This is a genomic window from Rahnella sp. PAMC25617, assembly GCF_050606005.1.
GTDB lineage: Bacteria > Pseudomonadota > Gammaproteobacteria > Enterobacterales > Enterobacteriaceae > Rahnella > Rahnella variigena.
Genome location: NZ_JBOCUM010000006.1, coordinates 443,576 through 464,802 on the forward strand (window position 1 = coordinate 443,576; position 21,227 = coordinate 464,802).

A 21,227-nucleotide genomic window follows, 5' to 3' on the forward strand; every position below is an offset into this window, starting at 1 on the left:
TAAGCGCGACAGGATACAAGGATATCAATTCGTTGAAACTCCGGCTATGGAAACTTGTCCTATAACTTGTCCTATAACAAAGCATGTTTTAAGGTTAGAAACTAAACTAATGTCAACGAGGGTCATTTTTGCTTACCGGTAAAATTAGGCCTAAAGACAAATCACGCTCTAAAATTAGGATGAGCTCTCTACCACGGATACGTAATGAAAGAACAAAAACCACAACGTGAGTTCTTCTTAGACTCCATCCGCGCATATTTGATGCTGCTGGGTATTCCTTTCCATATATCATTGATTTACTCCAGTCATATCTGGGCGGTAAACAGTGCAATACCCTCTCACGGCCTGACAATATTCAATGATGTCATTCACGCCTTCCGGATGCAGGTATTCTTTGTTATCTCAGGGTATTTTTCTTATATGCTCTATGAGCGCTACAATCCCCAGCAATGGCTGAAGGTACGTCTGGAGCGCGTCGCCATCCCGCTGGCGGCGGCCTTCCCGCTCATCACTATTCCGCAGTTGTATTTCCTGATGAAATTTACTGATAAATTCTCCGGCTGGGACAGCATGGGTTTTTATCAGAAAATTAATGCCACCGTCTGGGAACTGGTCTCACATTTATGGTTCCTGTTAACTTTAGTTATTCTTACCAGTATTTGTTTTTACCTGTTCAAATTCATTAAAGAAATTAAGAGTAGTCGTATTCAAATTATAAAAAGCCGGACAAACAGCTTAGGAAAACTCTCAATTATATTTTTGTTCATCGGATTAATTTACGCGGTATTTAACAGAAGCTTGTATCTTTTTGCGCCTGAGCTACTTTCAAACGGTGCTTTTAATTTCATCGTTATGCAGACGTTGTTTTATCTGCCATTTTTCATCATCGGTGCGTTTGCTTATAAATTCTCCTGGCTGAAAGAGTTGTTCCTGAAACCTTCGGCAACGGCGGGCGTGGTCAGCATCTTCCTGTTCGTGGCATACATGTTCAATCAGCATGTAAATACCCCGCAGCTGTATTCGATGGAAATTGATGCCATCATCACTACCCTGCTGGGCATCCTGATGGTTAACGTGGTGTTCTCGTTCAGCCATTACCTGCTGAATTTCCAGGCGCCGTGGATAACCTATCTGGTGAATTCATCACTGTTTATCTATCTGATCCACCACCCGTTAACGCTTATTTACGGTGCATTTATTACGCCGAAAATCCACAGTGACTGGCTTGGCTTCTTACTGGGACTGGTGTTTGTGTTTGGTATCGCGTTCTTCCTTTATGAGGTTCATAAACGCATCCCGATCCTGCGTTTCCTGTTCTCAGGTAAACCGCAGCACCCGGCAAAGAAAAACGCATCTGAGCCAACGCCTCCTCAAAATCAGGCATCCTGATCCCTTTTGCGAAGCGGACATAAAGAAAAGGCGGCCCTGCTGATGCAGAGCCGCCTTTTTAATTGCTGAGCCGGCGCTTTATCAGCGCGCTGTCTGAATCGACGGGATCACCGACATCCCCACTTTCAGACGACTGGCATCAGGCTGATGCGCATCCAGCACAATTTTCACTGCCAGCCGTTGCACCACTTTAGTGTAATTTCCTGTCGCGTTATCAGGTGAAATCGGCGAAAACGTCACGCCGGTTGCAGGAGAGATGCTGTCCACTTTGCCTTTCAGCACCACGCCCGGCAGCGCATCGACTTTAATTTCTACCGGCTGCTGCGTCTGCACATCACCCAGTTGAGTCTCCAGATAGTTCGCCACTATATAGGCGTCCTTCAGCGGCACAATCGCCAGAACGCGTGTGCCCGCGCTGACATATCCGCCAATACGCACCGAGCGCTGGCCGACCACGCCGTCAACCGGCGCAGTAATTTCAGTATAAGAAAGGTTCAGTTTAGCCTGCGCCAGCGCAGTCGCCGCTGAATCGATTCCGGCTTTTGCCTGCGCCTGTTGTGCCTTCAGGACATCCACCTGCTTTTCAGCGCCCAGTGCCGCAGCTATATCACTTTGCTGCGACGCCAGTTTGGCACGTAAATTGGCATCGGATTCGTCACGTGCATCGGCGGTGCCAGAGCCGTTTTGCAGCAGTCTTTTATAGCGGTCCGCACTCTGGCGCGCATAGGCAATGCTTGCGGCATCCGAATTCACCAGTGCCTGCGCCTGCAAAATAGTTTGTTGCTGCTTAGCCAGTTGTGCGGTCAGGCTTAGCATCTGCGCATTGGCTGTTTCCAGATTAGCTTCCGCAGTCTGCACAGCGTTGCGGTAATCCCGGTCGTCTATTTTTGCCAGCACATCCCCCGCTTTCACGTTCTGGTTATCCTGCACATAAACCTCGGCGATAGTGCCAGAAATCCGCGGTGCGACCAGCGTGGAATCAGCAGATACAAAGGCATCATCGGTAACAGGCCGTGAGTTGCCGCTGAGGATCCAGAAAGCGACTACCGTCAGGATGATCACCACCACAGCGGCAATCAGCCAGCTCAGGCGGACGGATGAGGTTTTCGTCATGATTCTTATCTCTCGTTTTTTTTATAGTGAATTCAAATAGTCAGGTGATGCTGCATTCAGGGACGCTTAACCAGCGACTGAGGGGGATAAGTCCTTTTCGGCAAAACGGCGACCAGCAAAACCAGGAACAGTGCCAGCCCGATGATGACCATATAGGTGTCGGATATCCCCATCACCAGCGCCTGTCGTTTCACACCTTTGGAAAACTGAGCAAGGATTTCTGTCGAAATCGCTGCACCCGTGCTGTTCAGCGGCGCAAGGAAAGTGCTGTCGCCGGCATAAGGCTGGGACAGCAGATAACTCACACTGCCGGCATGATTAAGTAAAATGTTGGAATGGAATTGTTCACGATGGCTGACAAAAACGGCCACAAGGGAACCGCCCATGACACTGCCCAGCCCGCGGGTAGTGTTGAACATCGCTGAAGCAAAAGGCCCTTCCTGAGGCTGAACCACGCTGGTGGCGCTCATCAGAATTGGCAGCACCGCCATCGGTTGTCCGAAAGCCTGCATTATCTGGATCAGATAAAAGTTTTCGCGCGACCAGACACCGGTGATCTGCGTTCCCAGAAAACAGGACAAACCCACCAGCCCCAACCCGCAGGCCAGCACCCAGCGGCTGTCTATCCAGCGCATGGTCAGCACGAAGGCCACCAGCGGTGCGAGCAATAACTGCGGTACACCTATGGTCAGCGCCAGCGGCCCGACCTGTACCGCGCGAAATCCGCCAGCTTGCTCCATATAGCTGGCAGGCAATGCCGAGCCGGATAAGAAGAGAAACATCAGCGCGAAGAGCGTGATCAGGCCATGCGCCAGATTATGCCGACGCAACATCTGTAATTTGAAAAGAGGCAACGGATGGTGCCATTCGTTCACCAGGAAAAGTGTCAGCAAGCCGAGTGCGCCAAAAAACATCAGCGTGATAAGAGGAGAGTTGAACCAGTCCAGCCGTTCGCCCTGCTGCAACGCCAGCACTAACAAAGTAATTCCGGCGGGCCCGGTCAGCATTCCGACAGTGTCCATCTGTTTAAACCGCTCAAGCCGCAACGGATCCTGTGGCAGACCGTAAGCAACCATGGCGAAGGCCAGAAGACACGGCGGGATCACCTGCCAGAATACCCATTCCCAGCCAACGTAATCCGTCCAGATTGCCGCCAGTGACGTGGCCATATTGGGTCCGAATGTTGCCGTCAGCGCATAGGCACTCAGCCCGTATAACTTGAGGTGCGGTGGCATAAAACGCAGTGCCGCAGTCATCAGCAACGGCGGCAACGCACCGCCAAAAATCCCCTGCACAGCACGCATTGCGATAAACACGGGCAAATTGGGGGAATAAGGCAGAACCGCGGCCAGAACCAGAAAGCCCGTCGTGACGAACAGAGTAAAACGACGCAGTGAAAACGTCATAGCAAACCACGGTGCCAGCATCATGGCTGACACTTCCGCGGCCTGATAGGCACCGATCAGCCAGGAACCCTGATCAGAACTGATACTCAATGCACCACGCACATCCGCGAGCGCGATATCAGTGACACGGTCGTTAAGACCTGAACAGAGCGAGGCGATTAATACGCCGATTAGCCCGATCACCAGTCTCAGGGTGAAAGGCTGCGGAACAGGCATCGTGGCGGCAGGTGCCGCCGTGACTGACTGATTCATAAATTCATCAACTCGTTAACTTCACCGCTTTATAAGTGCGGTGAGAGGAAAAGGCAGGTTTGTATCCTGTGAGCTTCAAACATCGGATGGATCACATACATTTCGATGCAATGCACCACATTGCGATACAAGCAGAAATACTATAATACGGTGCACTGTATTGCAATGTGATTAAAAATTGTTTTTAACCCGGCGAGCCATTACATTGACCGCTCAGGATCCAGATTGGGATCACCGGTGGGGGAAAAGGAGAAATGATGGCTCAGGACATTCCGGCAGACGAAGAACGCAGCAGTGGGATCCAGGTTATCTCGCGCGCAGCGACCATTCTCAATGCACTGGGAAAACACCCGCAGGGCATGAGTCTTGGCGCAATTGCCAATGAGGTAGACCTGCCCCGTTCGACCGTGCAGCGCATCGTCGCGGCGCTGGCCGAAGAAGGCTTAGTGCGCTCAGAAGGCAGCGGCGGCGTGCGTTTAGGCCCGACACTGCTGAAACTGGTTTCCACCGTGCATACTGATGTGATTGCCATCGCCTCCCCTTTCCTGCGTCAGCTTTGCGATATCACGCAGGAAACTGTTTCACTGGGGCGTGCGAGTGGCCGCCAGATTGCCAATATTCACAGCATCGTGGCCGAGCGGGAATTACGCGTGGTTCCCCGGGTCGGTTTGAATCTGCCGATATACAGCACGTCCGGCGGCCGCGCCCTGCTGTCGCTGAAAACGGATGAAGAAATCCGCATTCTGGTGGGCGAGGTTCTGGAACCGGCAACCGAAAATACTGTACGCACATTTGATTCCCTGCTGGAAAGAGTTGCCGCTGTGCGTGAAAGCGGAATCGCGATGGAAGAAGGCGAAACGGTCAGCGGCGTCACCACCCTTGCCGTAGCAATAGATACTATTCTGGGGAGGTATTCCGTCTCCGTACTTTTCCCGACGGCCCGACGCGCAGCCAAAGAAGCACAAATCCGCGAAGCGTTGCTGGAGTGCAAAACCGCCCTGATTGGTGAAATCGGCAAGCTGAGTGAGAACAAATAACAGCCCTAAAAATGAATAAAGGAGTTCCCGTGTTTGATGTCATTTTGTTGGCGGTGGACGGATCAAAGCAGTCGCCTTTTGTCACAAATCTTGCCTGTCAGCTGGCTAAAGGTCAGCCTTCGACCGTTTATGTTACCTGTTGTATTGATGAATCTTATGCTCTGGAAGATAACGGAGATGAACCGGGTGAAATTGTTGATTATCCGCCGGCAGAAGCAGAGCAAAACACTGCCCGGGCTGTCGTCGGTCAGGCCATGGCAACACTAAAGCAGGCGGGTATCCGTGCCAAAGGTAATCTGATTGTCGGGCCTGCGGGTGAAGCGCTGGTGGCGGAAGCCGCAAGGATCAATGCTTCCGTGATTGTTATCGGCCACCGCCAGCTTTCCGCTTTTGGTCGCATGATGAAAGGCTCGGTCAGCGCCGACGTGATTGAAGATTCGCCCTGCCCGGTGCTGGTTGAAGTCCGGGGCAATTAAGCCTGTAGTTATAAACTTGTAGTGATTAACTCATCGTTATAAAAGCAAAAAGCGCCTGACGGCGCTTTTCATTATTCATAAAGAAAATAAGTGTTTAGCAAAAGTATTACTTGGTATTTATCAGCCCCATCGATTTTGCCCATTCACTGATATGATCCCGATAAAAGAAAGTGATATCCAGTTCCAGCGAGCTTTCTTTCGACGGCGTTACTGAGCCTAAACATGGATATTCCTGTGGCCGGTATTCAAAGAGAAAATCATCCATTTCCTCATCGGTCAGCAGTTTATCCCCCTCCATATCATCTTGATAAAAATAGGCATTCAGCATCCAGACCCGGTACTCATAATCATTTTTAATAAATTGCATAGGGATAATCTCGGTAAAAGACCTATTGCGTACCTGAAAAAATTCTCCCTAAAGTGCAGTTATCAAGTGCAACTATGACATCAGGCACGCGTCGCGTTCGAGCCATCCATTGCTGATTTCATATAACAAGAAATTAACATATCAATGGCCTTTAGCAAGCAGCAATTACTCTGAAAAATTCATTTTATGAACATTTAGTTATTAGATGGCAAATGTTTGAATTAAATATAATTTGAACAAATAGATTAAATTTTATTATTAATGACGTGATTAATTCAGAAGAAGCATTTCAATAAAGAGAGGAGAACTGAGAGAAGAACTGAGAGGAACAGAACTGACATTGGGGATGCCTTCGCATCGCCACTGCCAACCCTGTTCCCTAAATCTGTTTAACTGTGTTTACCCTGACTATCTTAAACTGTTACCAGCGTCCCGGAGGCGGACCTTCGCGCCAGTGTCCCGGAGGTCCATCGCGCCAGTAGCCTGGTGGCGGGCCTTCATGCCAGTGCTCGTGATGCCAGTAATGCGGCGGTGGTGGCGGAGCTGGCTCGTAATACACCCAGTGACCACGCCCTTCATCACGATAATGATGATCCCACCAGCCTGGCGGACGCCAGTCACCCCCATCCCAATAGTACCCGCGGTTGTCGCGATCACCGATGTGCAGTGACAGGCCAGGCATATTAACTCCGAGCTCGACGTCTGCCTGTACGATAGCTGGCAAAGTTAGCAAAACGGCGAGAACTAAAATCAATTTTTTCATTGTGAACCTCACGACCTGCTTATCAGGTGGTGACAAAGTACCGCCAGCTATCTTCCTGTTCTATAGGAATTTATCCCAAAAAAAATGCCTTAACGCTACCCTTACATTTGCGTCAAAATGCCATTGCGGATAACCGGTTGCAACGCTATGTCAGTAAAGGATATTCAGCAAAAAATCGGCAAAGAGAAAGAAATGACAGATACAAAAAAACCGCCGAAGCGGTTTTTTGTTTGCTGCATAGTTGTACAAAATCAGATTTTGCAACCTTCGCAGTCACTTTCGTCCTGAACGGCTTCAGGCACTTCCGCTGCTTTTTCAGCCGCTTTGACTTCAGCGGTTTCCAGTGCAGCATCAATGTCAAAATCAAAAATATCGTCGCTCATTCTCATCACCTTAATTGTTCGAAATCGGCCTAAGTATAACGACCCGCCTCGGCAGATGCCGGTTTTTTTGTGCCCTGAAGGCGTATAAAAGGCTACAGACACGCCACAAAAACCCGCAGGATTTGCATAAACACCTTTCGGAAACCATAGTTATAGTGAATACAACGGTGTCACGGAGACACTTTTTGCTGATAAATACGAGGAGAACCGGATGACGACGTCAAACATCAAAGCCTGGGCAAATACCCGTGAAACGTCTCACGAAATCGCTGAGGCTATTTTCGAACTGGCTAAAAACGACGAGAAGCTGGCGCAGAAAATTTGGGAAGAAGGAAACGATGAGGTTCTGCCTATCGCCTTCGCTAAAACCAAGGACGACTATCTTTTCTGGGGCGAAGAGAAAATCGACCGGAAAAACGTCTGATTACGTCAGGCCTAAACTGGTAAGAGTATACCGGTAACAGGAAGCCCTGAGTCCCGCTCAGGGTTTTCGCATGAGTGTCCCACAGCCTTCAGCTGTCGAAACCAAATCCCATTTTATGCGCCCACTCAAAGATTTGCTCTTTGTAAAAGAAGCGCGGCTCACAGACGCCCGGCTCTCCCGGCGTCTGGATCATGACAGCCACACACGGATAAGCCACCGGTCGCGCATCAAAGATAAAGTCATCCACTTCCTGATCGGCAAACTCAGAGGTCTCGCCTACCGCACTCGCCTGGAATATTTCATCCATAATCCATTTACGGTATTCAAATTCATTGTTGATAAATTTCATCATGCACCTCTGTTCGGCTTTTACTCTACATGCGGACAGTGCCAGGTTAAATCAACCGTGTAAGACGTCACCGCCACAGCAGGGGCATACTTCGGCGCGGGAAACTGACATTTCAGCGCTGCCGTCGCTGTCCCATTCAACGCGTAAAGGTTTGCCATTATCGCGTTCAGCTTTAATGAAGCGATCAAAATGCGTCGCCTGCCCGGTCATCGTTTCAGTCAGCAGCAATTCGTCCCCGGCATAAATGCGTGCGGTCGCCTGAGCATCTTGTTTCTCGCCCGAAATGATTTTGTGCAGATGATGAATAGTCAGTTTGATACGTTCCACAGTCGCTCCTGTCACGGCTCAACATCTTTTTCGCTTGTCATATTCATTCACGAAAATGATGTCCAGCCGCTATTTTATCAGAGCATGCAGGGTAACGTCATGGCCTGTGGCCATGTTTACACGCGGGATTAATGAGCTAACTGTGCTGTTCCGGTGGGATCCGGCAGCTGTTGTTGTTCGAGACGAGCCAGATCGTACACATCATAAAAATCGACAAAACCTTTATGGCTGACGATCGACTGAATGCGATTTTTGATCCGTGCGCTTACGCTGTCGGAACTGAGAATTTGTTGCACGGCATCCGAAGATAATTCACGGCTGAAATACCATTCACCGTTGTAGCAGACGCGTAAGTCCAGCACGCCGATATCTTCATAGCGATAAACCGGTTTGATTTCCAGCAGTAACATTGCCGACATGAAGACCAGAAACGCGGTGAACCCGATGAACCAACCGATGCCCATGTAAGGCGAAACGTACATCACGATGCCCACCGCGATATACCCCACCAGCATGGCCAGACATAACCAAGGGTGATTCACAAAAAATTCTGCGTTAATGCGTGGTTTCCCGTCGCGCCCTTCCTGATGGTTGATACGATCAATTTCACTGTTTAATACACTTTTGATTACGTCCATCTCATTTCCTCATTGCGTCACGACTATAATGCAATCTGATAGGTGAATTTTATCATGACAACTGTTATAGCGCGTAGAGCAGTTGCCGGGAGTTAAACGGCAAACTGTTATAGTTTGGCATTTGCGTCATCCCAAAAGGAATCCACTCTCTGCATGTCAGATAAAAGGAGATCATCGTGGCATTACTAATCGTAGAAAGACCGGCGAAAAAGCTGGTGAGCTACCGGGTTGTTGGCCCTTATAAGGAGTCAATCCATCACGGCTTTCAGCAACTGACAAAATGGGTTGCACGGCACCATCAGCCGCAAAAAGAATGGCTGACGTGGTTTCACGATAACCCGGATACAACGCCTGCGGAAGCTTTGCGTGCTGATCCTTCTGTGTGCGTTGCGGATAACTTTATTCTTGATGATGCCGAAGGGTTGACGTTGCAAACGCTGCCCGGTGGCACTTATGCGGCATACCACACCACGATAACAGATGAGAATTTCGAGAAAGCCTGGCGTGAGTTTTACAGCCAGCTGCTCACCAGCAGTCATTACCGTCCGGATGGTAAGGCCTGTTTTGAGCACTATCTCAGTGATGGCTCGAAAAATGGCATTTGGGAAGTGGTGCTGTATCAGTCCGTAGAGAAAATTCCGCCGATACGTTAGATGATCAAACCAGCAACGGGATGTCAGACTGGTCGCAAAAATCGATATAAGCCTGTGGTGGCTCAGTATCGCTGACCACCACATTAAAACGGGCAAGAGGTGCGATCGCAGCCGGTCGCACCTGATCGAACTTGCTGCTGTCAGCCACCAGAATGCTTTGCGCAGAACGTTCAATGGCCTGATGTTTCATCAGCAGCTCATCAAAGTTGAAACACGTCACGCCATGCTCAATGCTCACGCCAGCTGCGGAAATGAACGCTTTCGAGGGCCGGATAAAATCCAGTTCACTGCTTCGCCCTATGGGCGTGAAGATACTGTTGCTGGATTTGAACGCCCCTCCGCACAAAATAACCTCGCAGTGCGGTTTTTCCTGCAACGCCAGAAACGTATTCAGGGAATAGCAAATAGCGGTAAATACACAGTCTTCGGCAATTTTTTCAATCACATAAGGCATAGTCGTGCCGCAATCGAAAAATACAGTATCGTTATTCTGGATGAGGCTGGCAGCACGCGAAGCAAGTCGTCGCTTTTCTTCTATCTGCCGCATTTTCTGTTCACTGACAAAATAATGCGTGGCCGGGCTATTTTTGGGATCCATAACGATGTAACCGCCCAGCAGAATAACCGGGGCGGGGGCGGAATTCAGGTCACGGCGAATCGTCATTTCGGAAACATCGAGCAGCAACGACGCTTCTTTCAGATGAATTTTGTCGGTTTTTTTTAAAGCCAGTAACAGACGCTGGATCCTGTCTTCACGCTTACTTTCCATGATGTTATCTCACGCCCTTACCGTTTCGCAGCCGCTCACTATACCGTTGCCCGGCACTCACCGCAAACCTCTGCAATGCCTCAATTTATTGCAACTGACGCAGCGTCAGATAGCCGTCAAAAACCGCACCGGTATCAATATAAAACTGATTAGCAAACTGCATCGTGGATTCCACCGGCGTATGGCCGAAATAGAACTCGTCAGCACCGGAAATGGGTTTGTAACGCCCTGCCAGAGCGAAGTTAACGCGATCCCGGTTCCAGATAATCTCATACCCATCCAGAGGCTTGCCGAAAACATAATCATCGGAAATATAATCCGCGTGAGCGACCACAATAAGCTTGCCTTCACGGGTGGTCAGTTCAAGAACGTGTGGCAACTTATCAGCCTGAAGAATAAGTGATTTTGCTTCCTCCTGTTTGTCGCCTTCCAGTGCATAAAACCAGTCGCCACCGTTGCGCAGCCAGCGGGGGATATTTTCTTCATTCACTGCATCAATAGCCATTTGTTCATGATTGCCCCGGACACAGGAAAACCAGGACTCATTCAACAGTCTCAGGCATCCCACACTGTCAGGCCCACGGTCGGCGAGATCTCCGACTGACAGCAATAAATCCCGATGCGGGTCGAAAGCTACTCTCGCCAGCTGCTCTTCAAGCAGGCTCAGGCAGCCGTGTAAATCCCCGACGATATAAATATGTCTGTAAACCGAACCATCGATACGCTGGTATAAAGCGGAAGTCATATTAAGCAAGGATCCATAGGAGAAGTGAATCTTTTAAGTGTAACGCAGGAAGGTGAAGTGAGAAGCACGGAAGTGAAATGAACAGTATGAAGAAAACCGGCGGTCACTTTTCCCAAGGCATCAGCGGTTTGTGGGCTCTCTACACTGAGTTGGCGCTGAAATCCACTGATAATTAAATTATCGTTAAGTAACTGGCGCCTTTTTGTGCTAGACTACTGCCCGCTCTAAGTAAAACCGGAGGTTTTATGAGTTCCACAGTTGTAAGCGCTCAAGACGAGTGTCCGTTGTGCCAAAGCACGAATAAGACGTCGGTCAATATGTCCGCAAAAATTGTTACTGTGACCTGCACATCTTGTGGCCGGTACAGTATCTTCCGTAAAACCATGGAAGAGATTTCAATTGACCGTAAGAAACGCGTTGCCCTGCAGGCGTTTTTCACCAGCCAGCCTAACTACCACCTGCCTTTATCTATCAGGGCACTGAGCAATACTGAATCACCGGGTGAATTCTGACCCTAAAAACGCCCCTCGGGGCTGTTTTAATTTCTGATTTTCTTCATTCTTTTTATCGATAACCAGCATTCTGTTCAGAAATAAAACTCTGACTGCGGCTCTTTGCGCGAAGGATGTTATTGAAGAAACACTTAAGGCCCCCTGTTGCAGGTGGCCTTTTTTATTGCGCCGATATTGTGGCAATAGCTTCGTGGCAACAGAATGTGTTGTATCAGACTGGAGCAGCGGGAAGTGCCTGAATTGCAGACATAAAAAAACCACCCGAAGGTGGCTATAACGACATTACTACTATATTGCTTTTGATTATTCTTTGCATTTTCCCATGGTACCCGGGACGAGACTTGAACTCGTACAGCCTAAGGCCGAGGGATTTTAAATCCCTTGTGTCTACCGATTCCACCACCCGGGCTCCGGGAAAATTGGAGGCGCGTTCCGGAGTCGAACCGGACTAGGCGGATTTGCAATCCGCTACATAACCGCTTTGTTAACGCGCCTTAAATCTTACTACTTGTCTTGCACTTAAACCAATTCATGAACCAGTTTAATAAAATTTGGAGCGGGAAACGAGACTCGAACTCGCGACCCCGACCTTGGCAAGGTCGTGCTCTACCAACTGAGCTATTCCCGCTTTAATCAGAACGTACTGATTTTTTTAACTAATCTTCTGGCATAAGACTGGCTGCCTTCCGATGCGTTGCATTCTACTGACCTGACGGATTGAGTCAATAAAATTATCGCTTCTGGCGATCGTTTGACGTTTTTTACGTCAGTTTGATCAGGGTTCCAGCAAATCGTGGCGCGCAGCGTTGAGATATTGGAACATTGACCAGAAAGTCAGCACCGCAGCAATGTACAACGCCACGACCCCCACGCCCACAACAATCGCATCCGGACGCCATAATAACGCGACCAGCGACAGCATTTGCGCTGTGGTCTTCACTTTACCAATCCACGATACCGCCACACTGCTGCGTTTACCAATTTCAGCCATCCATTCACGCAATGCTGAAATGATAATTTCACGGGCAATCATGGTCGCAGCAGGTAACGTAATCCACCAGGAGTGGAAATACTCCGCGACCAGCACCAGCGCAATAGCCACCATCACTTTGTCGGCGACGGGATCAAGAAACGCACCGAAGCGGGTTGTCTGCTTCAGACGACGTGCCAGATAACCATCAAACCAGTCAGTCGCGGCGGCAAAAACGAAGATCAACGCACAAGCCAGCGGTGCCCATGGATAAGGCAGGTAAAAGGCCAGCACGAAGAACGGTATCAGTACAACGCGAAACAGGGTAAGGCACGTAGGTATATTAAATTGCATAGCGAAGGTAACTGTTTGTCCGGTGTGGATATTATGAGTATGTTGCTACAACGCCCTTAGTGTTTCAACGCATTATGAATCTTTTCTGCCAATGCGATAGAAATACCCGGTACCTGTGCAATTTCCTCTACGCTGGCATTCAGTAATGGCTGAATGCCTCCCATGTATTTCAGTAAAACCTGACGCCGTTTCGGCCCGACGCCTTCGATTTCTTCCAGTGCGCTGGTAGTGCGGACTTTAGCGCGTCTCTGCCGGTGACCTGTAATGGCGTGATTGTGTGAATCATCGCGAATATGCTGAATAACATGCAGGGCCGGGGAATCTGCCGGTAGCGCAATCCCCTCGCCTTCTGGCACAAAGAACAGCGTTTCCAGTCCGGCTTTGCGATCCGCCCCCTTGGCGATACCAATCAGCAACGGTTTGGATTTATCCCACTCCACATTCAGTGAATTGAACACATCCAGCGCCATGCCAAGCTGCCCTTTACCGCCATCGATAAAGATGACATCCGGGATTTTATTATCATCCAGCGCTTTACCATAGCGGCGCTGCAACACCTGCGCCATCGCAGCGTAGTCATCGCCGGGCGTAATACCGGTGATGTTATAGCGCCGGTATTCAGAACGCACCGGACCATTGCCATCGAAAACCACACAAGATGCGACCGTCTGCTCGCCCATAGTATGGCTGATGTCGAAGCATTCCATGCGGTTAATTTCAGCAAGGTGCAGGGTTTTTGCCAGCTCCGCCAGCCGCTGATGGATTGTCGACTGCTGCGCCAGCTTGGTCGTCAGGGCTGTTGAAGCATTGGTGCGCGCCAGTTTCAGATAACGTGCACGATCGCCGCGCGGTTTACTCTGTATTTGCACTTTGCGCCCGGCCAGCTCGCTAAGCGAGTCGGCCAGCAGATCTTTTTCCGCCAGACTGAAGTCCAGCAAGATTTCACCGGGAAGTGTCCGCTGCTGGCTGCCCTGCAGATAAAATTGCCCGACAAACGTTTGTACCACTTCACCAAGATCAGTACCGCCCGGCACTTTCGGATAATAGCTGCGGCTGCCCAGCACTTTGCCCTGCCGGATAAACAATACGTGCAGACAAGCCATACCGGATTCAAAGGCCACGCCGATGACATCCAGATCTTCACTGTTACCGGACACGAACTGACGTTCGGTTACGCGGCGCACGGCCTGGATCTGATCTCTTATCCGTCCGGCATCTTCGAATCGAAGCGATTTGCTGGCTTCTTCCATGCGGTTAACAAGCTGGGTAACTACCTGCTGATCTTTACCGGACAAGAACAGGCGAACGTATTCAACCTGATCTTTATAATCTTCTTCACTCACCAGCCCTTTGACGCACGGCCCCAGGCAACGGCCAATCTGATATTGCAGACAAGGGCGCGAGCGGTTGCTGTAAACGCTGTTTTCGCACTGGCGGATCGGGAAAAGTTTTTGCAGCAACGCCAGGGTTTCACGCACGGCATAAGAGTTCGGGAAAGGCCCGAAATACTCGCCTTTGGCGTGTTTTGCACCGCGGTGAACCGTAATTCTTGGATGATTATCCGCGCTGAGGAAAATCAGCGGGTAAGACTTATCATCACGTAACAAGACGTTGTAACGTGGCTGATACAGCTTGATGTAGTTATGCTCGAGGAGCAGCGCTTCCGTTTCCGTATGCGTAACGGTGACATCGATTTGCGCAATATTTTTGACCAGAGTTTCGGTCTTGCGGCTGGAAACCTGGACACGGAAATAGCTCGAAAGACGTTTTTTAAGGTCTTTGGCTTTACCTACGTAGATTACGGTGCCGCTGGCGTCATACATCCTGTAGACACCGGGCTGGCTGGTGACCGTTTTCAGAAAGGCCTTGGGGTCGAAACGCTCATCACTCACTGCCTGATAAAGTCTCCGTGTTGAACAAACCGTGTCGAATAGCCAAATGGGTTAACTCAACATCGCCGCTGATATTTAATTTACTAAACATCCTATAACGATAACTGTTAACGGTCTTCGGACTCAAGTTCAGTTGTTCTGAAATTTCATTCACTTTTTGTCCCTTGGTAATCATCAGCATGATTTGTAATTCACGCTCAGATAAGGAATCAAACGGTGTTTCAGACTGAGGTTCTATCTGGCTCAGTGCCATTTGCTGTGCAATATCAGACGCAATATAACGCTGACCAGAATCGACCAGACGAATCGCATTGACCACTTCCTGTGGTGCAGCACCTTTGCTCAGATAACCTGACGCCCCCGCCTGCATCACTTTGGCCGGCAACGGGTTTTCAGTATAAATCGTTAACATGATGATCTTGATATCCGGGGAGAAACGGACGATTTTTTTCGTCGCTTCCAGCCCACCAATACCTGGCATGTTCATATCCATCAGGACAATATCAACATCATTGGTACGACACCATTTGACGGCATCTTCACCGCATTGCGCCTCACCAACAACTTTGATGCCTTTGATATCTTCAAGAATGCGTCGGATCCCTGCGCGCACCAGTTCGTGGTCATCAACAAGAAGAACGCTAATCAAAGAGAATTCTCCAAAAAATAAGGGCAACACACCGTCAGGGTCTTCAGGCCAGTCTTACGTATTCCAACGCGGCGAACATTAATATTGTTCTCAGACAGCGTATAAATGAAGAGAAGGTGGCAATTAGAGGCCAGCATCAACTAACTCGTCCCACTGCATGTCAAGGCAGTGTTTTTAAATCAGGAAGACACAGTTATTTATTATAGCCCGCGTATTTTACTCTAACATGCCTTCCTGACCAAGGAGTGTCTGCAAAAAACTACTTTGCTGAATGTAAATGAGAAATGCCATCACCTGTATTAATAATTTATAAAAAAGGCTTTTTAATCAAGGGTAAAACAGCAGGATCCATCCTGTCTTTTTTCCCGCAAAAAAATAATGCCCGCTGTCTTTTGAGGCTTAAACCCCATTGTTAACAGTGCTGTCTATTTAACCGCCAGCAAACCTCATTCACATATATATGATATGGCCGATGATTATTTGCGATCGCACGAATTGCTGCGGGATTATATGAATAAATCTGCACGTGGGGATGAAATGTTCTCATCCGGCAATAATGTTTAGTATTCTTTACTCCATGTACAAAAGCGCTATATGTTTATATCCAATTAACGCGCTGACAGCGCCGACACCGGCGATGCACTAAAACCGGCCAACTATGCTAAAATGCCGCCACTTTCCACCCGGCACGAACGGGTGAGTTCATTTTTAGCCCCATTTTTCTGCCCTATAGAAATCGGCGTGCTGCCTGGCAGCCAGCCTGAGGAGATATAAATAATGAGTAATTGCGATTTTACGACTGAAGCTAACGTTGAAACACTGGCGACCGAAGTTGCCTGCCTGAAAGCCACGCTGACCCTGATCCTCAAAGCCATCGGTCAGGCTGATGCGGGTAAAGTCATGCTGAACATGGAGCGTTTTGTTGCGCAGATGGAAGACGAGCAACAGGCTGAAGTCTTCAAAAACTCCCTGCAACAAATTAAGTTCGCATACCGCCAGTAATGTATTCAGGAGTCTGTCGCCCGACAGGCTCTGCCTTTCCCCGTTTATACCCTGCACTTTCTGCGCTAACTCTCTGCTATAGTTAAGTCCTGAATTCATTTAACGGGAACAAAAGCATGAGCGACGAAAAGAATAAAGAAAACAAAAGCAAAGCCGATGATGTCCATGTCAGTGACGGCTTGGGAGAACTGCTGGAAGTTTCGGAACAACTGACTGAAGAAGAAATTCAGAAAGCGGCAGAAGAAGCGAAACAAGCCGTTGAAGATGCCAAGAATCAACAACATCATTGATCCATGCAGCACAACTTCCTTGCTCCTCACCAGGCGATAGCCCCTCTGGCTATCGATTACCAACATGGCGACAGTGAGCCCGCGCACAGCCACAGCTGTTCACAACTGATTCATACTTTATCCGGCGTGGTGGAAGTGCATACCACGCTCGGAACCTGGATAGTGCCACCCGGACGCGGCGTCTGGTTACCCGCTTACGTCGAGCACAGCCTGCGTTTTATCGGTGGCGTCAAAGCCCGCACCCTGTTTGTTGAGCCTCTGGCCCGTGCAGATTTGCCCGCACAATGTCAGGTTGTTCAAATTTCGCCCTTGCTGCGCGAACTGATCCTCACCTCGCTGACCGTTCCGGTCGATTACCTCCCCGGCGGTCGCGACGAACGCATTATGGAGCTTTTGCTTGACGAATTACGTCTGTTGCCGAGCTTACCGCTTCATCTTCCGGAGCCGAAGGAGCCGGAGCTTCTGATACTGACTCAGCAGATCCGGGCAGACTTGTGTTCATCCTGGGAGCTGGAAGACGTCGCACAACGGCTGGGGATCAGCAGCCGCACCCTTTCGCGCCGTTTTCAGCGTGAAACAGGATTACGTTTTAGTGACTGGGTACGTCAGGCGAAATTACTCGAAGCACTGAATCAGCTGGCGGCTGGCGTGTCAGTGATTGATGTGGCGCTGGCACTCGGCTATGACAGCCCGAGTGCCTTTAGTGCGATGTTCCGCCGTTTACTGGGCGTTTCACCCAGCGAATACTTTAATCAGACAGCTTAACCAGAAAAATCAGTCAGCCACATTAATCAGCCATTATGGCGCTGGCTGCATTAAACAGCGCCTGCAAAGACGCGCTGGAAACATCGCTGTCGATCCCCACGCCGTAACAGGTTTCCCCCGGACGCCCCTGACAGCTCAGATAGGCTACCGCACGGCTGTGACTCTGATGCCCCAGCGTATGCTCGTGATAATCCCCGATCTCCAGTTGCACGTCGAAACTGCGACGCAGCGCATCAGCTGCGCCGGAAAGCAGACCATTGCCGCTGCCGGTAATATTCTGATCTTCATTGCGATAACGGATCCGCGCGCTGAAATGACAGACGTTTTGTTCATCACTGCGGATGTCATAACCCAGCAGTTTGATCGCCGGTTGTTCAGTTAAACCATAACGCTGGCGGAACAGGCGCCAGATATCACTGGTACTCATTTCTTTGCCATGCGTATCGGTCTCGCGCTGCACGGCTTTGCTGAAATCAATCTGCAAGCCACGTGGCAATTTCAGACCGTGGTTTTGCTCAAGCAGCCACGCCGCCCCGCTTTTCCCTGACTGACTGTTGACGCGGATGACCGCTTCGTAGCTGCATCCGACATCCGCAGGATCCAGCGGCAGGTACGGCACGCGCCAGTACGGGCTATCTGAGGCTTTCTGCGCCGTAAACCCTTTCTTGATAGCGTCCTGATGCGAACCAGAAAACGCTGTAAAGACCAGCTCCCCCGCATACGGATGGCGCGGATGCACCGGCAACTGATTGCACTCTTCCACCGCTTCCACAATAGCCTGCAAATTACTGAAATCCAGTTCAGGCGCGACACCTTGTGTATAGAGATTCAGCGCCAGCGTCACAAGATCTACGTTCCCCGTGCGTTCACCGTTTCCGAACAAACACCCTTCCACGCGATCTGCACCCGCCAGCATGGCCAGTTCGGCACACGCCACGCCGGTCCCGCGGTCATTGTGCGGATGCACGCTGATGGAAACCTGCTGGCGGCGGCTGAAATGACGACAGAACCATTCAATCTGATCGGCATAAATATTCGGTGTACTGACTTCCACAGTGGCCGGTAAATTAATGATCATCGGTCTTTGCGCGCCCGGCTCCCAGACATCCGCCACGGCTTCACACACTTCCAGCGCGAACTCCAGTTCAGTAAAACAGAAAGTTTCCGGTGAATATTCGAACGTCCAGTCGGTTTGCGAATATTGTTCGCAAAGCTGGCGGATCTGCTGCGCGCCGCGCACGGCCAGTTCGCGGGTTGCAGCCTGATCCTGATTGAAAACAACTTCGCGGAAAACCGGCGCGGTGGCGTTGTATAAATGCACGATAGCGCGTGGCACGTCTTTCAGAGCTTCAAAGGTGCGCGCAATCAGATCAGGACGCGATGGCGTCAGAACCTGGATCACCACGTCATCAGGGATCAGCTTGTCTTCAATCAGCCCGCGAACAAAATCAAAATCGGTTTGCGATGCCGACGGGAATGCGACTTCAATCTGCTTAAAACCACACTTAATCAGCAAATCGAAAAACTGACGTTTACGCGCATTATCCATGGGTTCCGCAAGCGCCTGATTACCGTCGCGCAAATCACTTGAGCACCACTGTGGTGCCGCACTGAGCACATTTCCCGGCCACTGCCGGTCAGGCAAATTGACCTGCGGGAAGGGGCGATATTTCTGCGACGGGTCGTTTAACATACGATTCTCCTTGAGGTTTAGAGGCAGCTGCGATGCGCCGGTAGATTCATAGTACGCAAACGATAACTTCCTGCGCCTGACTAACTGACAGCCACCCTCGCAAAACGGACAAAAGAAAATGATAAATGAATCAAAGTCACGCTATAGTGCATAACTAAACGCGTCCAGCTCGGCGATCAGAGGTCGTACAGAATGAAAAGGGTTCTGAATCCAAACGAAAAGAAACGGCTTGCGGCGCTGCAAAAACTCAAGATTGCTGACAGCAATCCGGATGAAGTCCTTGATCTGATTACCCGTCTCACTCAGCAGATTTTTGATATTCCAATTTGCATCATTACTCTGGTTGACCAGCATCGTCAGTGGTTTAAATCTAAAACCAATACCGCGCTGTGTTATACCGCACGGGATATCGCCTTTTGCGATTACACCATTCGCTCTTCGTCTGTGATGGTGGTGAATGACGCTACTCTGGATCCCCGTTTTAACGAGAACCCGCTGGTCACTGGTGAAGAAGGGATGCGCTTTTACGCCGGTGCCCCGCTGATTACCCGTGAAGGTTTTGCTGTCGGCAGCTTATGCCTGGCAGATAAAAATCCCCGCGACTTTTCCGTTCAGGAAACAGAAATGCTCTCGGATCTGGCGGCGATTGTCATCGACATTATCGAATCCCGCAGCAGCATGAGTTTTGTCGATATCGTTACGCGATTGCCTAACCGCCAGCGTCTGATGGAAGACATCGCGCAACTGATCAAAGCGCCGGACAATACCGCTTATCTGCTGATAATGATCGACACGCTGGATACGCTCTACGCCTATGACATTGGCCGTGCCATTGGTATCCCCAAAGTCGAAAATATCCTCAAAGATATCGGCTCATTCCTGCGCAGTGAACTCAACGAAAATGACAAAGTGTACAGCCTGATGCTGGGTCGCTTTGCACTCATCAAGCGCATTGATGAGCAGGAAGAAATCTTCACTCAGCTGGAAAATGCGGCGACAAGAATTCAGAAAAGTATCACCAGCGACATTCCGATAAATGTCCGCCTGCATGCCGGTTATACGGTGTTTTCGCCAACCTCTGACTGCGCTGAAAATATCATGCGGCAGGGGATGTCCTCATTGCATGAAGCCATCAGCAAAAACCAGCTGGTGATGCCCTATCATCAGGAATCGGATGTTATCCAGCGGCGCGCCTTTAACCTGCTGAATGATCTGATGGCGACCGTTGCCTCCTGCAAAGATTTCCATTTGCTGTATCAGCCGAAAATTCGTCTGGCCGATAAAAAATTCCAGGGAGTTGAAGCGCTGATCCGCTGGCAGCATCCGACTCTCGGCGTGATTTCGCCGTCCGAATTTATTCCTCTGGCTGAAAAAACACCGCTGATTACTCCGCTGACCAACTGGGTGATCACCCAGGCCGTGATGCAAATTGCCGAATGGCAAAAACGCGGCGCACAAATTCAGGTATCGATTAACCTCACCGCCAATAATCTGGTAGAGCAGGATCTGGTGCAGCGCATTCACAACGCGCTGATTCTGCATCAGGTATCGCCCTCGATGCTGGAAATCGAATGTCTGGAAACTCAGACGCTGGCGAATAATCCGCACGCCGTGGCTTCGCTGGATGCACTACGCAATATGGGGATCAGCATCGCGCTGGACGATTTCGGCTCCGGTTACAGTAATCTTAATTACCTGCAAAAAATCCCGGCGGATACGCTGAAACTGGACCAGTCATTGATTCAGGGCATCAGCAATGACAACAAAAGCAAAGTCATTGTGAAATCGATGATAGAAATGGCGCATGCGCTCAGTTATCAGGTGGTGGCGGAAGGGGTTGAAGACAACGATACCCTGTTGTGTCTGGAAGAGCTTCGGTGCGATTCGGTGCAAGGTTTCTATTTCTCACGCCCGCTGAAGCACGATCAGATTCTTGAGTGGTCCAAACCGTACATCTGAAAATGCAGATAAATGGCTGACAATAAAAAACCCGCTTTCGCGGGTTTTTT

Annotated in this window: 24 protein-coding genes and 3 tRNA genes; 10 read left to right on the forward strand and 17 right to left on the reverse strand. The window is 49.9% G+C overall.

The genetic code is table 11. From position 1 onward, the window contains the following. Nucleotides 1-204 precede the first annotated feature (204 nt). Nucleotides 205-1,389, forward strand: a complete 1,185-nt coding sequence (gene mdoC, locus ACM615_RS08030; RefSeq protein ID WP_129638469.1) for a glucans biosynthesis protein MdoC — start codon at nucleotides 205-207, stop codon at nucleotides 1,387-1,389. 81 nt (nucleotides 1,390-1,470) lie between these two features. Here the strand turns inward: mdoC and ACM615_RS08035 are convergent, their stop codons facing one another. Together ACM615_RS08035 and ACM615_RS08040 are read right to left on the reverse strand one after the other, a co-directional pair. Next, nucleotides 1,471-2,502 (reverse strand): HlyD family secretion protein, encoded by a 1,032-nt coding sequence (locus ACM615_RS08035; RefSeq protein ID WP_129638468.1) that lies wholly within the window; start codon nucleotides 2,500-2,502, stop codon nucleotides 1,471-1,473. Between the two features lie 56 nt (nucleotides 2,503-2,558). Further along, nucleotides 2,559-4,160, reverse strand: a complete 1,602-nt coding sequence (locus ACM615_RS08040) for an MFS transporter (RefSeq protein WP_129638467.1) — start codon at nucleotides 4,158-4,160, stop codon at nucleotides 2,559-2,561. A gap of 257 nt (nucleotides 4,161-4,417) precedes the next feature. Here ACM615_RS08040 and ACM615_RS08045 point away from each other — a divergent pair, with 257 nt between their 5' ends. Together ACM615_RS08045 and ACM615_RS08050 are read left to right on the forward strand one after the other, a co-directional pair. Continuing rightward, a complete protein-coding gene (locus ACM615_RS08045) occupies nucleotides 4,418-5,197 on the forward strand; it encodes an IclR family transcriptional regulator (RefSeq protein ID WP_129638466.1) in 780 nt (259 codons plus the stop codon). Between the two features lie 29 nt (nucleotides 5,198-5,226). Next, on the forward strand, nucleotides 5,227-5,673 hold the full coding sequence (locus ACM615_RS08050; RefSeq protein ID WP_129638465.1) for a universal stress protein: 447 nt from the start codon (nucleotides 5,227-5,229) through the stop codon (nucleotides 5,671-5,673). Nucleotides 5,674-5,779: 106 nt separating this feature from the next. Here the strand turns inward: ACM615_RS08050 and ACM615_RS08055 are convergent, their stop codons facing one another. The 3 genes from ACM615_RS08055 to ACM615_RS08065 all read right to left on the reverse strand — a co-directional run bounded on the left by ACM615_RS08055 (nucleotide 5,780) and on the right by ACM615_RS08065 (nucleotide 7,186). Continuing rightward, nucleotides 5,780-6,040, reverse strand: coding sequence for a hypothetical protein (locus tag ACM615_RS08055; RefSeq protein WP_120160579.1), 261 nt, complete (start codon nucleotides 6,038-6,040; stop codon nucleotides 5,780-5,782). Between the two features lie 421 nt (nucleotides 6,041-6,461). After that, nucleotides 6,462-6,803, reverse strand: coding sequence for a DUF2502 domain-containing protein (locus tag ACM615_RS08060; protein ID WP_129638464.1), 342 nt, complete (start codon nucleotides 6,801-6,803; stop codon nucleotides 6,462-6,464). A 251-nt stretch (nucleotides 6,804-7,054) separates the two neighbouring features. Then, nucleotides 7,055-7,186: a hypothetical protein gene (locus ACM615_RS08065; RefSeq protein ID WP_013576285.1), complete on the reverse strand. Its 132-nt coding sequence runs from the start codon at nucleotides 7,184-7,186 to the stop codon at nucleotides 7,055-7,057. A 211-nt stretch (nucleotides 7,187-7,397) separates the two neighbouring features. On the opposite strand from ACM615_RS08065, the gene ACM615_RS08070 reads away from it, so the two are divergent. Next, the gene (locus ACM615_RS08070; protein WP_095921306.1) at nucleotides 7,398-7,610 is read left to right on the forward strand and encodes a YccJ family protein; all 213 of its coding nucleotides are present in this window, start codon (nucleotides 7,398-7,400) and stop codon (nucleotides 7,608-7,610) included. A gap of 88 nt (nucleotides 7,611-7,698) precedes the next feature. Here ACM615_RS08070 and ACM615_RS08075 read toward each other — a convergent pair whose 3' ends face one another. The 3 genes from ACM615_RS08075 to ACM615_RS08085 all read right to left on the reverse strand — a co-directional run bounded on the left by ACM615_RS08075 (nucleotide 7,699) and on the right by ACM615_RS08085 (nucleotide 8,924). Further along, a complete protein-coding gene (locus ACM615_RS08075; protein ID WP_112291183.1) occupies nucleotides 7,699-7,959 on the reverse strand; it encodes a hypothetical protein in 261 nt (86 codons plus the stop codon). 51 nt (nucleotides 7,960-8,010) lie between these two features. After that, the gene (locus tag ACM615_RS08080) at nucleotides 8,011-8,286 is read right to left on the reverse strand and encodes a hypothetical protein (RefSeq protein ID WP_129638463.1); all 276 of its coding nucleotides are present in this window, start codon (nucleotides 8,284-8,286) and stop codon (nucleotides 8,011-8,013) included. A 128-nt stretch (nucleotides 8,287-8,414) separates the two neighbouring features. Continuing rightward, nucleotides 8,415-8,924 (reverse strand): YlaC family protein, encoded by a 510-nt coding sequence (locus tag ACM615_RS08085; RefSeq protein ID WP_120160573.1) that lies wholly within the window; start codon nucleotides 8,922-8,924, stop codon nucleotides 8,415-8,417. A gap of 176 nt (nucleotides 8,925-9,100) precedes the next feature. Between ACM615_RS08085 and ACM615_RS08090 the strand changes: the two genes are divergently transcribed. Further along, entirely contained in the window at nucleotides 9,101-9,577 is a 477-nt protein-coding gene (locus tag ACM615_RS08090; protein ID WP_129638462.1) for a GyrI-like domain-containing protein, read from the forward strand. A 4-nt stretch (nucleotides 9,578-9,581) separates the two neighbouring features. On the opposite strand, the gene deoR is transcribed toward ACM615_RS08090, so the two are convergent. Together deoR and ACM615_RS08100 are read right to left on the reverse strand one after the other, a co-directional pair. Further along, a complete protein-coding gene (deoR, locus tag ACM615_RS08095) occupies nucleotides 9,582-10,346 on the reverse strand; it encodes a DNA-binding transcriptional repressor DeoR (RefSeq protein WP_129638461.1) in 765 nt (254 codons plus the stop codon). Between the two features lie 85 nt (nucleotides 10,347-10,431). After that, entirely contained in the window at nucleotides 10,432-11,091 is a 660-nt protein-coding gene (locus ACM615_RS08100; RefSeq protein WP_129638460.1) for a metallophosphoesterase, read from the reverse strand. Between the two features lie 245 nt (nucleotides 11,092-11,336). Here ACM615_RS08100 and ACM615_RS08105 point away from each other — a divergent pair, with 245 nt between their 5' ends. Next, a complete protein-coding gene (locus tag ACM615_RS08105) occupies nucleotides 11,337-11,603 on the forward strand; it encodes a hypothetical protein (RefSeq protein ID WP_112291193.1) in 267 nt (88 codons plus the stop codon). Nucleotides 11,604-11,926: 323 nt separating this feature from the next. Here ACM615_RS08105 and ACM615_RS08110 read toward each other — a convergent pair. The 6 genes from ACM615_RS08110 to uvrY form a co-directional block, all read right to left on the reverse strand. Further along, nucleotides 11,927-12,012: transfer RNA gene (locus ACM615_RS08110), tRNA-Leu, on the reverse strand. A gap of 11 nt (nucleotides 12,013-12,023) precedes the next feature. After that, a tRNA-Cys gene (locus ACM615_RS08115) sits at nucleotides 12,024-12,097 on the reverse strand. Nucleotides 12,098-12,155: 58 nt separating this feature from the next. Further along, nucleotides 12,156-12,231: transfer RNA gene (locus tag ACM615_RS08120), tRNA-Gly, on the reverse strand. Nucleotides 12,232-12,378: 147 nt separating this feature from the next. Next, nucleotides 12,379-12,927, reverse strand: a complete 549-nt coding sequence (gene pgsA / locus ACM615_RS08125; RefSeq protein ID WP_101077248.1) for a CDP-diacylglycerol--glycerol-3-phosphate 3-phosphatidyltransferase — start codon at nucleotides 12,925-12,927, stop codon at nucleotides 12,379-12,381. Nucleotides 12,928-12,983: 56 nt separating this feature from the next. After that, nucleotides 12,984-14,819 carry an excinuclease ABC subunit UvrC gene (gene uvrC / locus ACM615_RS08130; RefSeq protein WP_113878325.1) on the reverse strand — a complete coding sequence of 612 codons (1,836 nt, stop codon included), beginning with the start codon at nucleotides 14,817-14,819 and terminating at the stop codon, nucleotides 12,984-12,986. Continuing rightward, nucleotides 14,812-15,468 (reverse strand): UvrY/SirA/GacA family response regulator transcription factor, encoded by a 657-nt coding sequence (uvrY, locus tag ACM615_RS08135; protein WP_013576296.1) that lies wholly within the window; start codon nucleotides 15,466-15,468, stop codon nucleotides 14,812-14,814. The genes uvrC and uvrY overlap by 8 nt, the downstream gene beginning before the upstream one ends. Before the next feature lie 777 nt (nucleotides 15,469-16,245). Between uvrY and ACM615_RS08140 the strand changes: the two genes are divergently transcribed. The 3 genes from ACM615_RS08140 (at nucleotide 16,246) to ACM615_RS08150 (ending at nucleotide 17,525) form a co-directional block, all read left to right on the forward strand. Next, nucleotides 16,246-16,470 (forward strand): DUF2594 family protein, encoded by a 225-nt coding sequence (locus ACM615_RS08140; RefSeq protein ID WP_015697982.1) that lies wholly within the window; start codon nucleotides 16,246-16,248, stop codon nucleotides 16,468-16,470. A gap of 116 nt (nucleotides 16,471-16,586) precedes the next feature. Further along, nucleotides 16,587-16,760, forward strand: a complete 174-nt coding sequence (locus tag ACM615_RS08145; RefSeq protein WP_165353140.1) for a hypothetical protein — start codon at nucleotides 16,587-16,589, stop codon at nucleotides 16,758-16,760. Nucleotides 16,761-16,763: 3 nt separating this feature from the next. Further along, nucleotides 16,764-17,525, forward strand: coding sequence for an AraC family transcriptional regulator (locus tag ACM615_RS08150; RefSeq protein WP_112291196.1), 762 nt, complete (start codon nucleotides 16,764-16,766; stop codon nucleotides 17,523-17,525). Nucleotides 17,526-17,547: 22 nt separating this feature from the next. Here ACM615_RS08150 and leuA read toward each other — a convergent pair whose 3' ends face one another. After that, the gene (gene leuA, locus ACM615_RS08155) at nucleotides 17,548-19,218 is read right to left on the reverse strand and encodes a 2-isopropylmalate synthase (protein ID WP_129638451.1); all 1,671 of its coding nucleotides are present in this window, start codon (nucleotides 19,216-19,218) and stop codon (nucleotides 17,548-17,550) included. 192 nt (nucleotides 19,219-19,410) lie between these two features. Here leuA and ACM615_RS08160 point away from each other — a divergent pair, with 192 nt between their 5' ends. Beyond that, nucleotides 19,411-21,177 (forward strand): sensor domain-containing phosphodiesterase, encoded by a 1,767-nt coding sequence (locus ACM615_RS08160; RefSeq protein WP_129638450.1) that lies wholly within the window; start codon nucleotides 19,411-19,413, stop codon nucleotides 21,175-21,177. The last annotated feature ends 50 nt before the right edge of the window (nucleotides 21,178-21,227 follow it).

Excerpts from the sequence above, each read along its gene's own strand:
- mdoC (WP_129638469.1), top strand. The coding sequence starts at position 205 with ATGAAAGAACAAAAACCACAACGTGAGTTCTTCTTAGACTCCATCCGC.
- ACM615_RS08035 (WP_129638468.1), bottom strand. The coding sequence starts at position 2,502 with ATGACGAAAACCTCATCCGTCCGCCTGAGCTGGCTGATTGCCGCTGTG.
- ACM615_RS08040 (WP_129638467.1), bottom strand. The coding sequence starts at position 4,160 with ATGAATCAGTCAGTCACGGCGGCACCTGCCGCCACGATGCCTGTTCCG.
- ACM615_RS08045 (WP_129638466.1), top strand. The coding sequence starts at position 4,418 with ATGGCTCAGGACATTCCGGCAGACGAAGAACGCAGCAGTGGGATCCAG.
- ACM615_RS08055 (WP_120160579.1), bottom strand. The coding sequence starts at position 6,040 with ATGCAATTTATTAAAAATGATTATGAGTACCGGGTCTGGATGCTGAAT.
- ACM615_RS08060 (WP_129638464.1), bottom strand. The coding sequence starts at position 6,803 with ATGAAAAAATTGATTTTAGTTCTCGCCGTTTTGCTAACTTTGCCAGCT.
- ACM615_RS08065 (WP_013576285.1), bottom strand. The coding sequence starts at position 7,186 with ATGAGCGACGATATTTTTGATTTTGACATTGATGCTGCACTGGAAACC.
- ACM615_RS08070 (WP_095921306.1), top strand. The coding sequence starts at position 7,398 with ATGACGACGTCAAACATCAAAGCCTGGGCAAATACCCGTGAAACGTCT.
- ACM615_RS08075 (WP_112291183.1), bottom strand. The coding sequence starts at position 7,959 with ATGAAATTTATCAACAATGAATTTGAATACCGTAAATGGATTATGGAT.
- ACM615_RS08085 (WP_120160573.1), bottom strand. The coding sequence starts at position 8,924 with ATGGACGTAATCAAAAGTGTATTAAACAGTGAAATTGATCGTATCAAC.
- deoR (WP_129638461.1), bottom strand. The coding sequence starts at position 10,346 with ATGGAAAGTAAGCGTGAAGACAGGATCCAGCGTCTGTTACTGGCTTTA.
- ACM615_RS08100 (WP_129638460.1), bottom strand. The coding sequence starts at position 11,091 with ATGACTTCCGCTTTATACCAGCGTATCGATGGTTCGGTTTACAGACAT.
- ACM615_RS08105 (WP_112291193.1), top strand. The coding sequence starts at position 11,337 with ATGAGTTCCACAGTTGTAAGCGCTCAAGACGAGTGTCCGTTGTGCCAA.
- pgsA (WP_101077248.1), bottom strand. The coding sequence starts at position 12,927 with ATGCAATTTAATATACCTACGTGCCTTACCCTGTTTCGCGTTGTACTG.
- ACM615_RS08140 (WP_015697982.1), top strand. The coding sequence starts at position 16,246 with ATGAGTAATTGCGATTTTACGACTGAAGCTAACGTTGAAACACTGGCG.
- ACM615_RS08145 (WP_165353140.1), top strand. The coding sequence starts at position 16,587 with ATGAGCGACGAAAAGAATAAAGAAAACAAAAGCAAAGCCGATGATGTC.
- ACM615_RS08150 (WP_112291196.1), top strand. The coding sequence starts at position 16,764 with ATGCAGCACAACTTCCTTGCTCCTCACCAGGCGATAGCCCCTCTGGCT.
- leuA (WP_129638451.1), bottom strand. The coding sequence starts at position 19,218 with ATGTTAAACGACCCGTCGCAGAAATATCGCCCCTTCCCGCAGGTCAAT.
- ACM615_RS08160 (WP_129638450.1), top strand. The coding sequence starts at position 19,411 with ATGAAAAGGGTTCTGAATCCAAACGAAAAGAAACGGCTTGCGGCGCTG.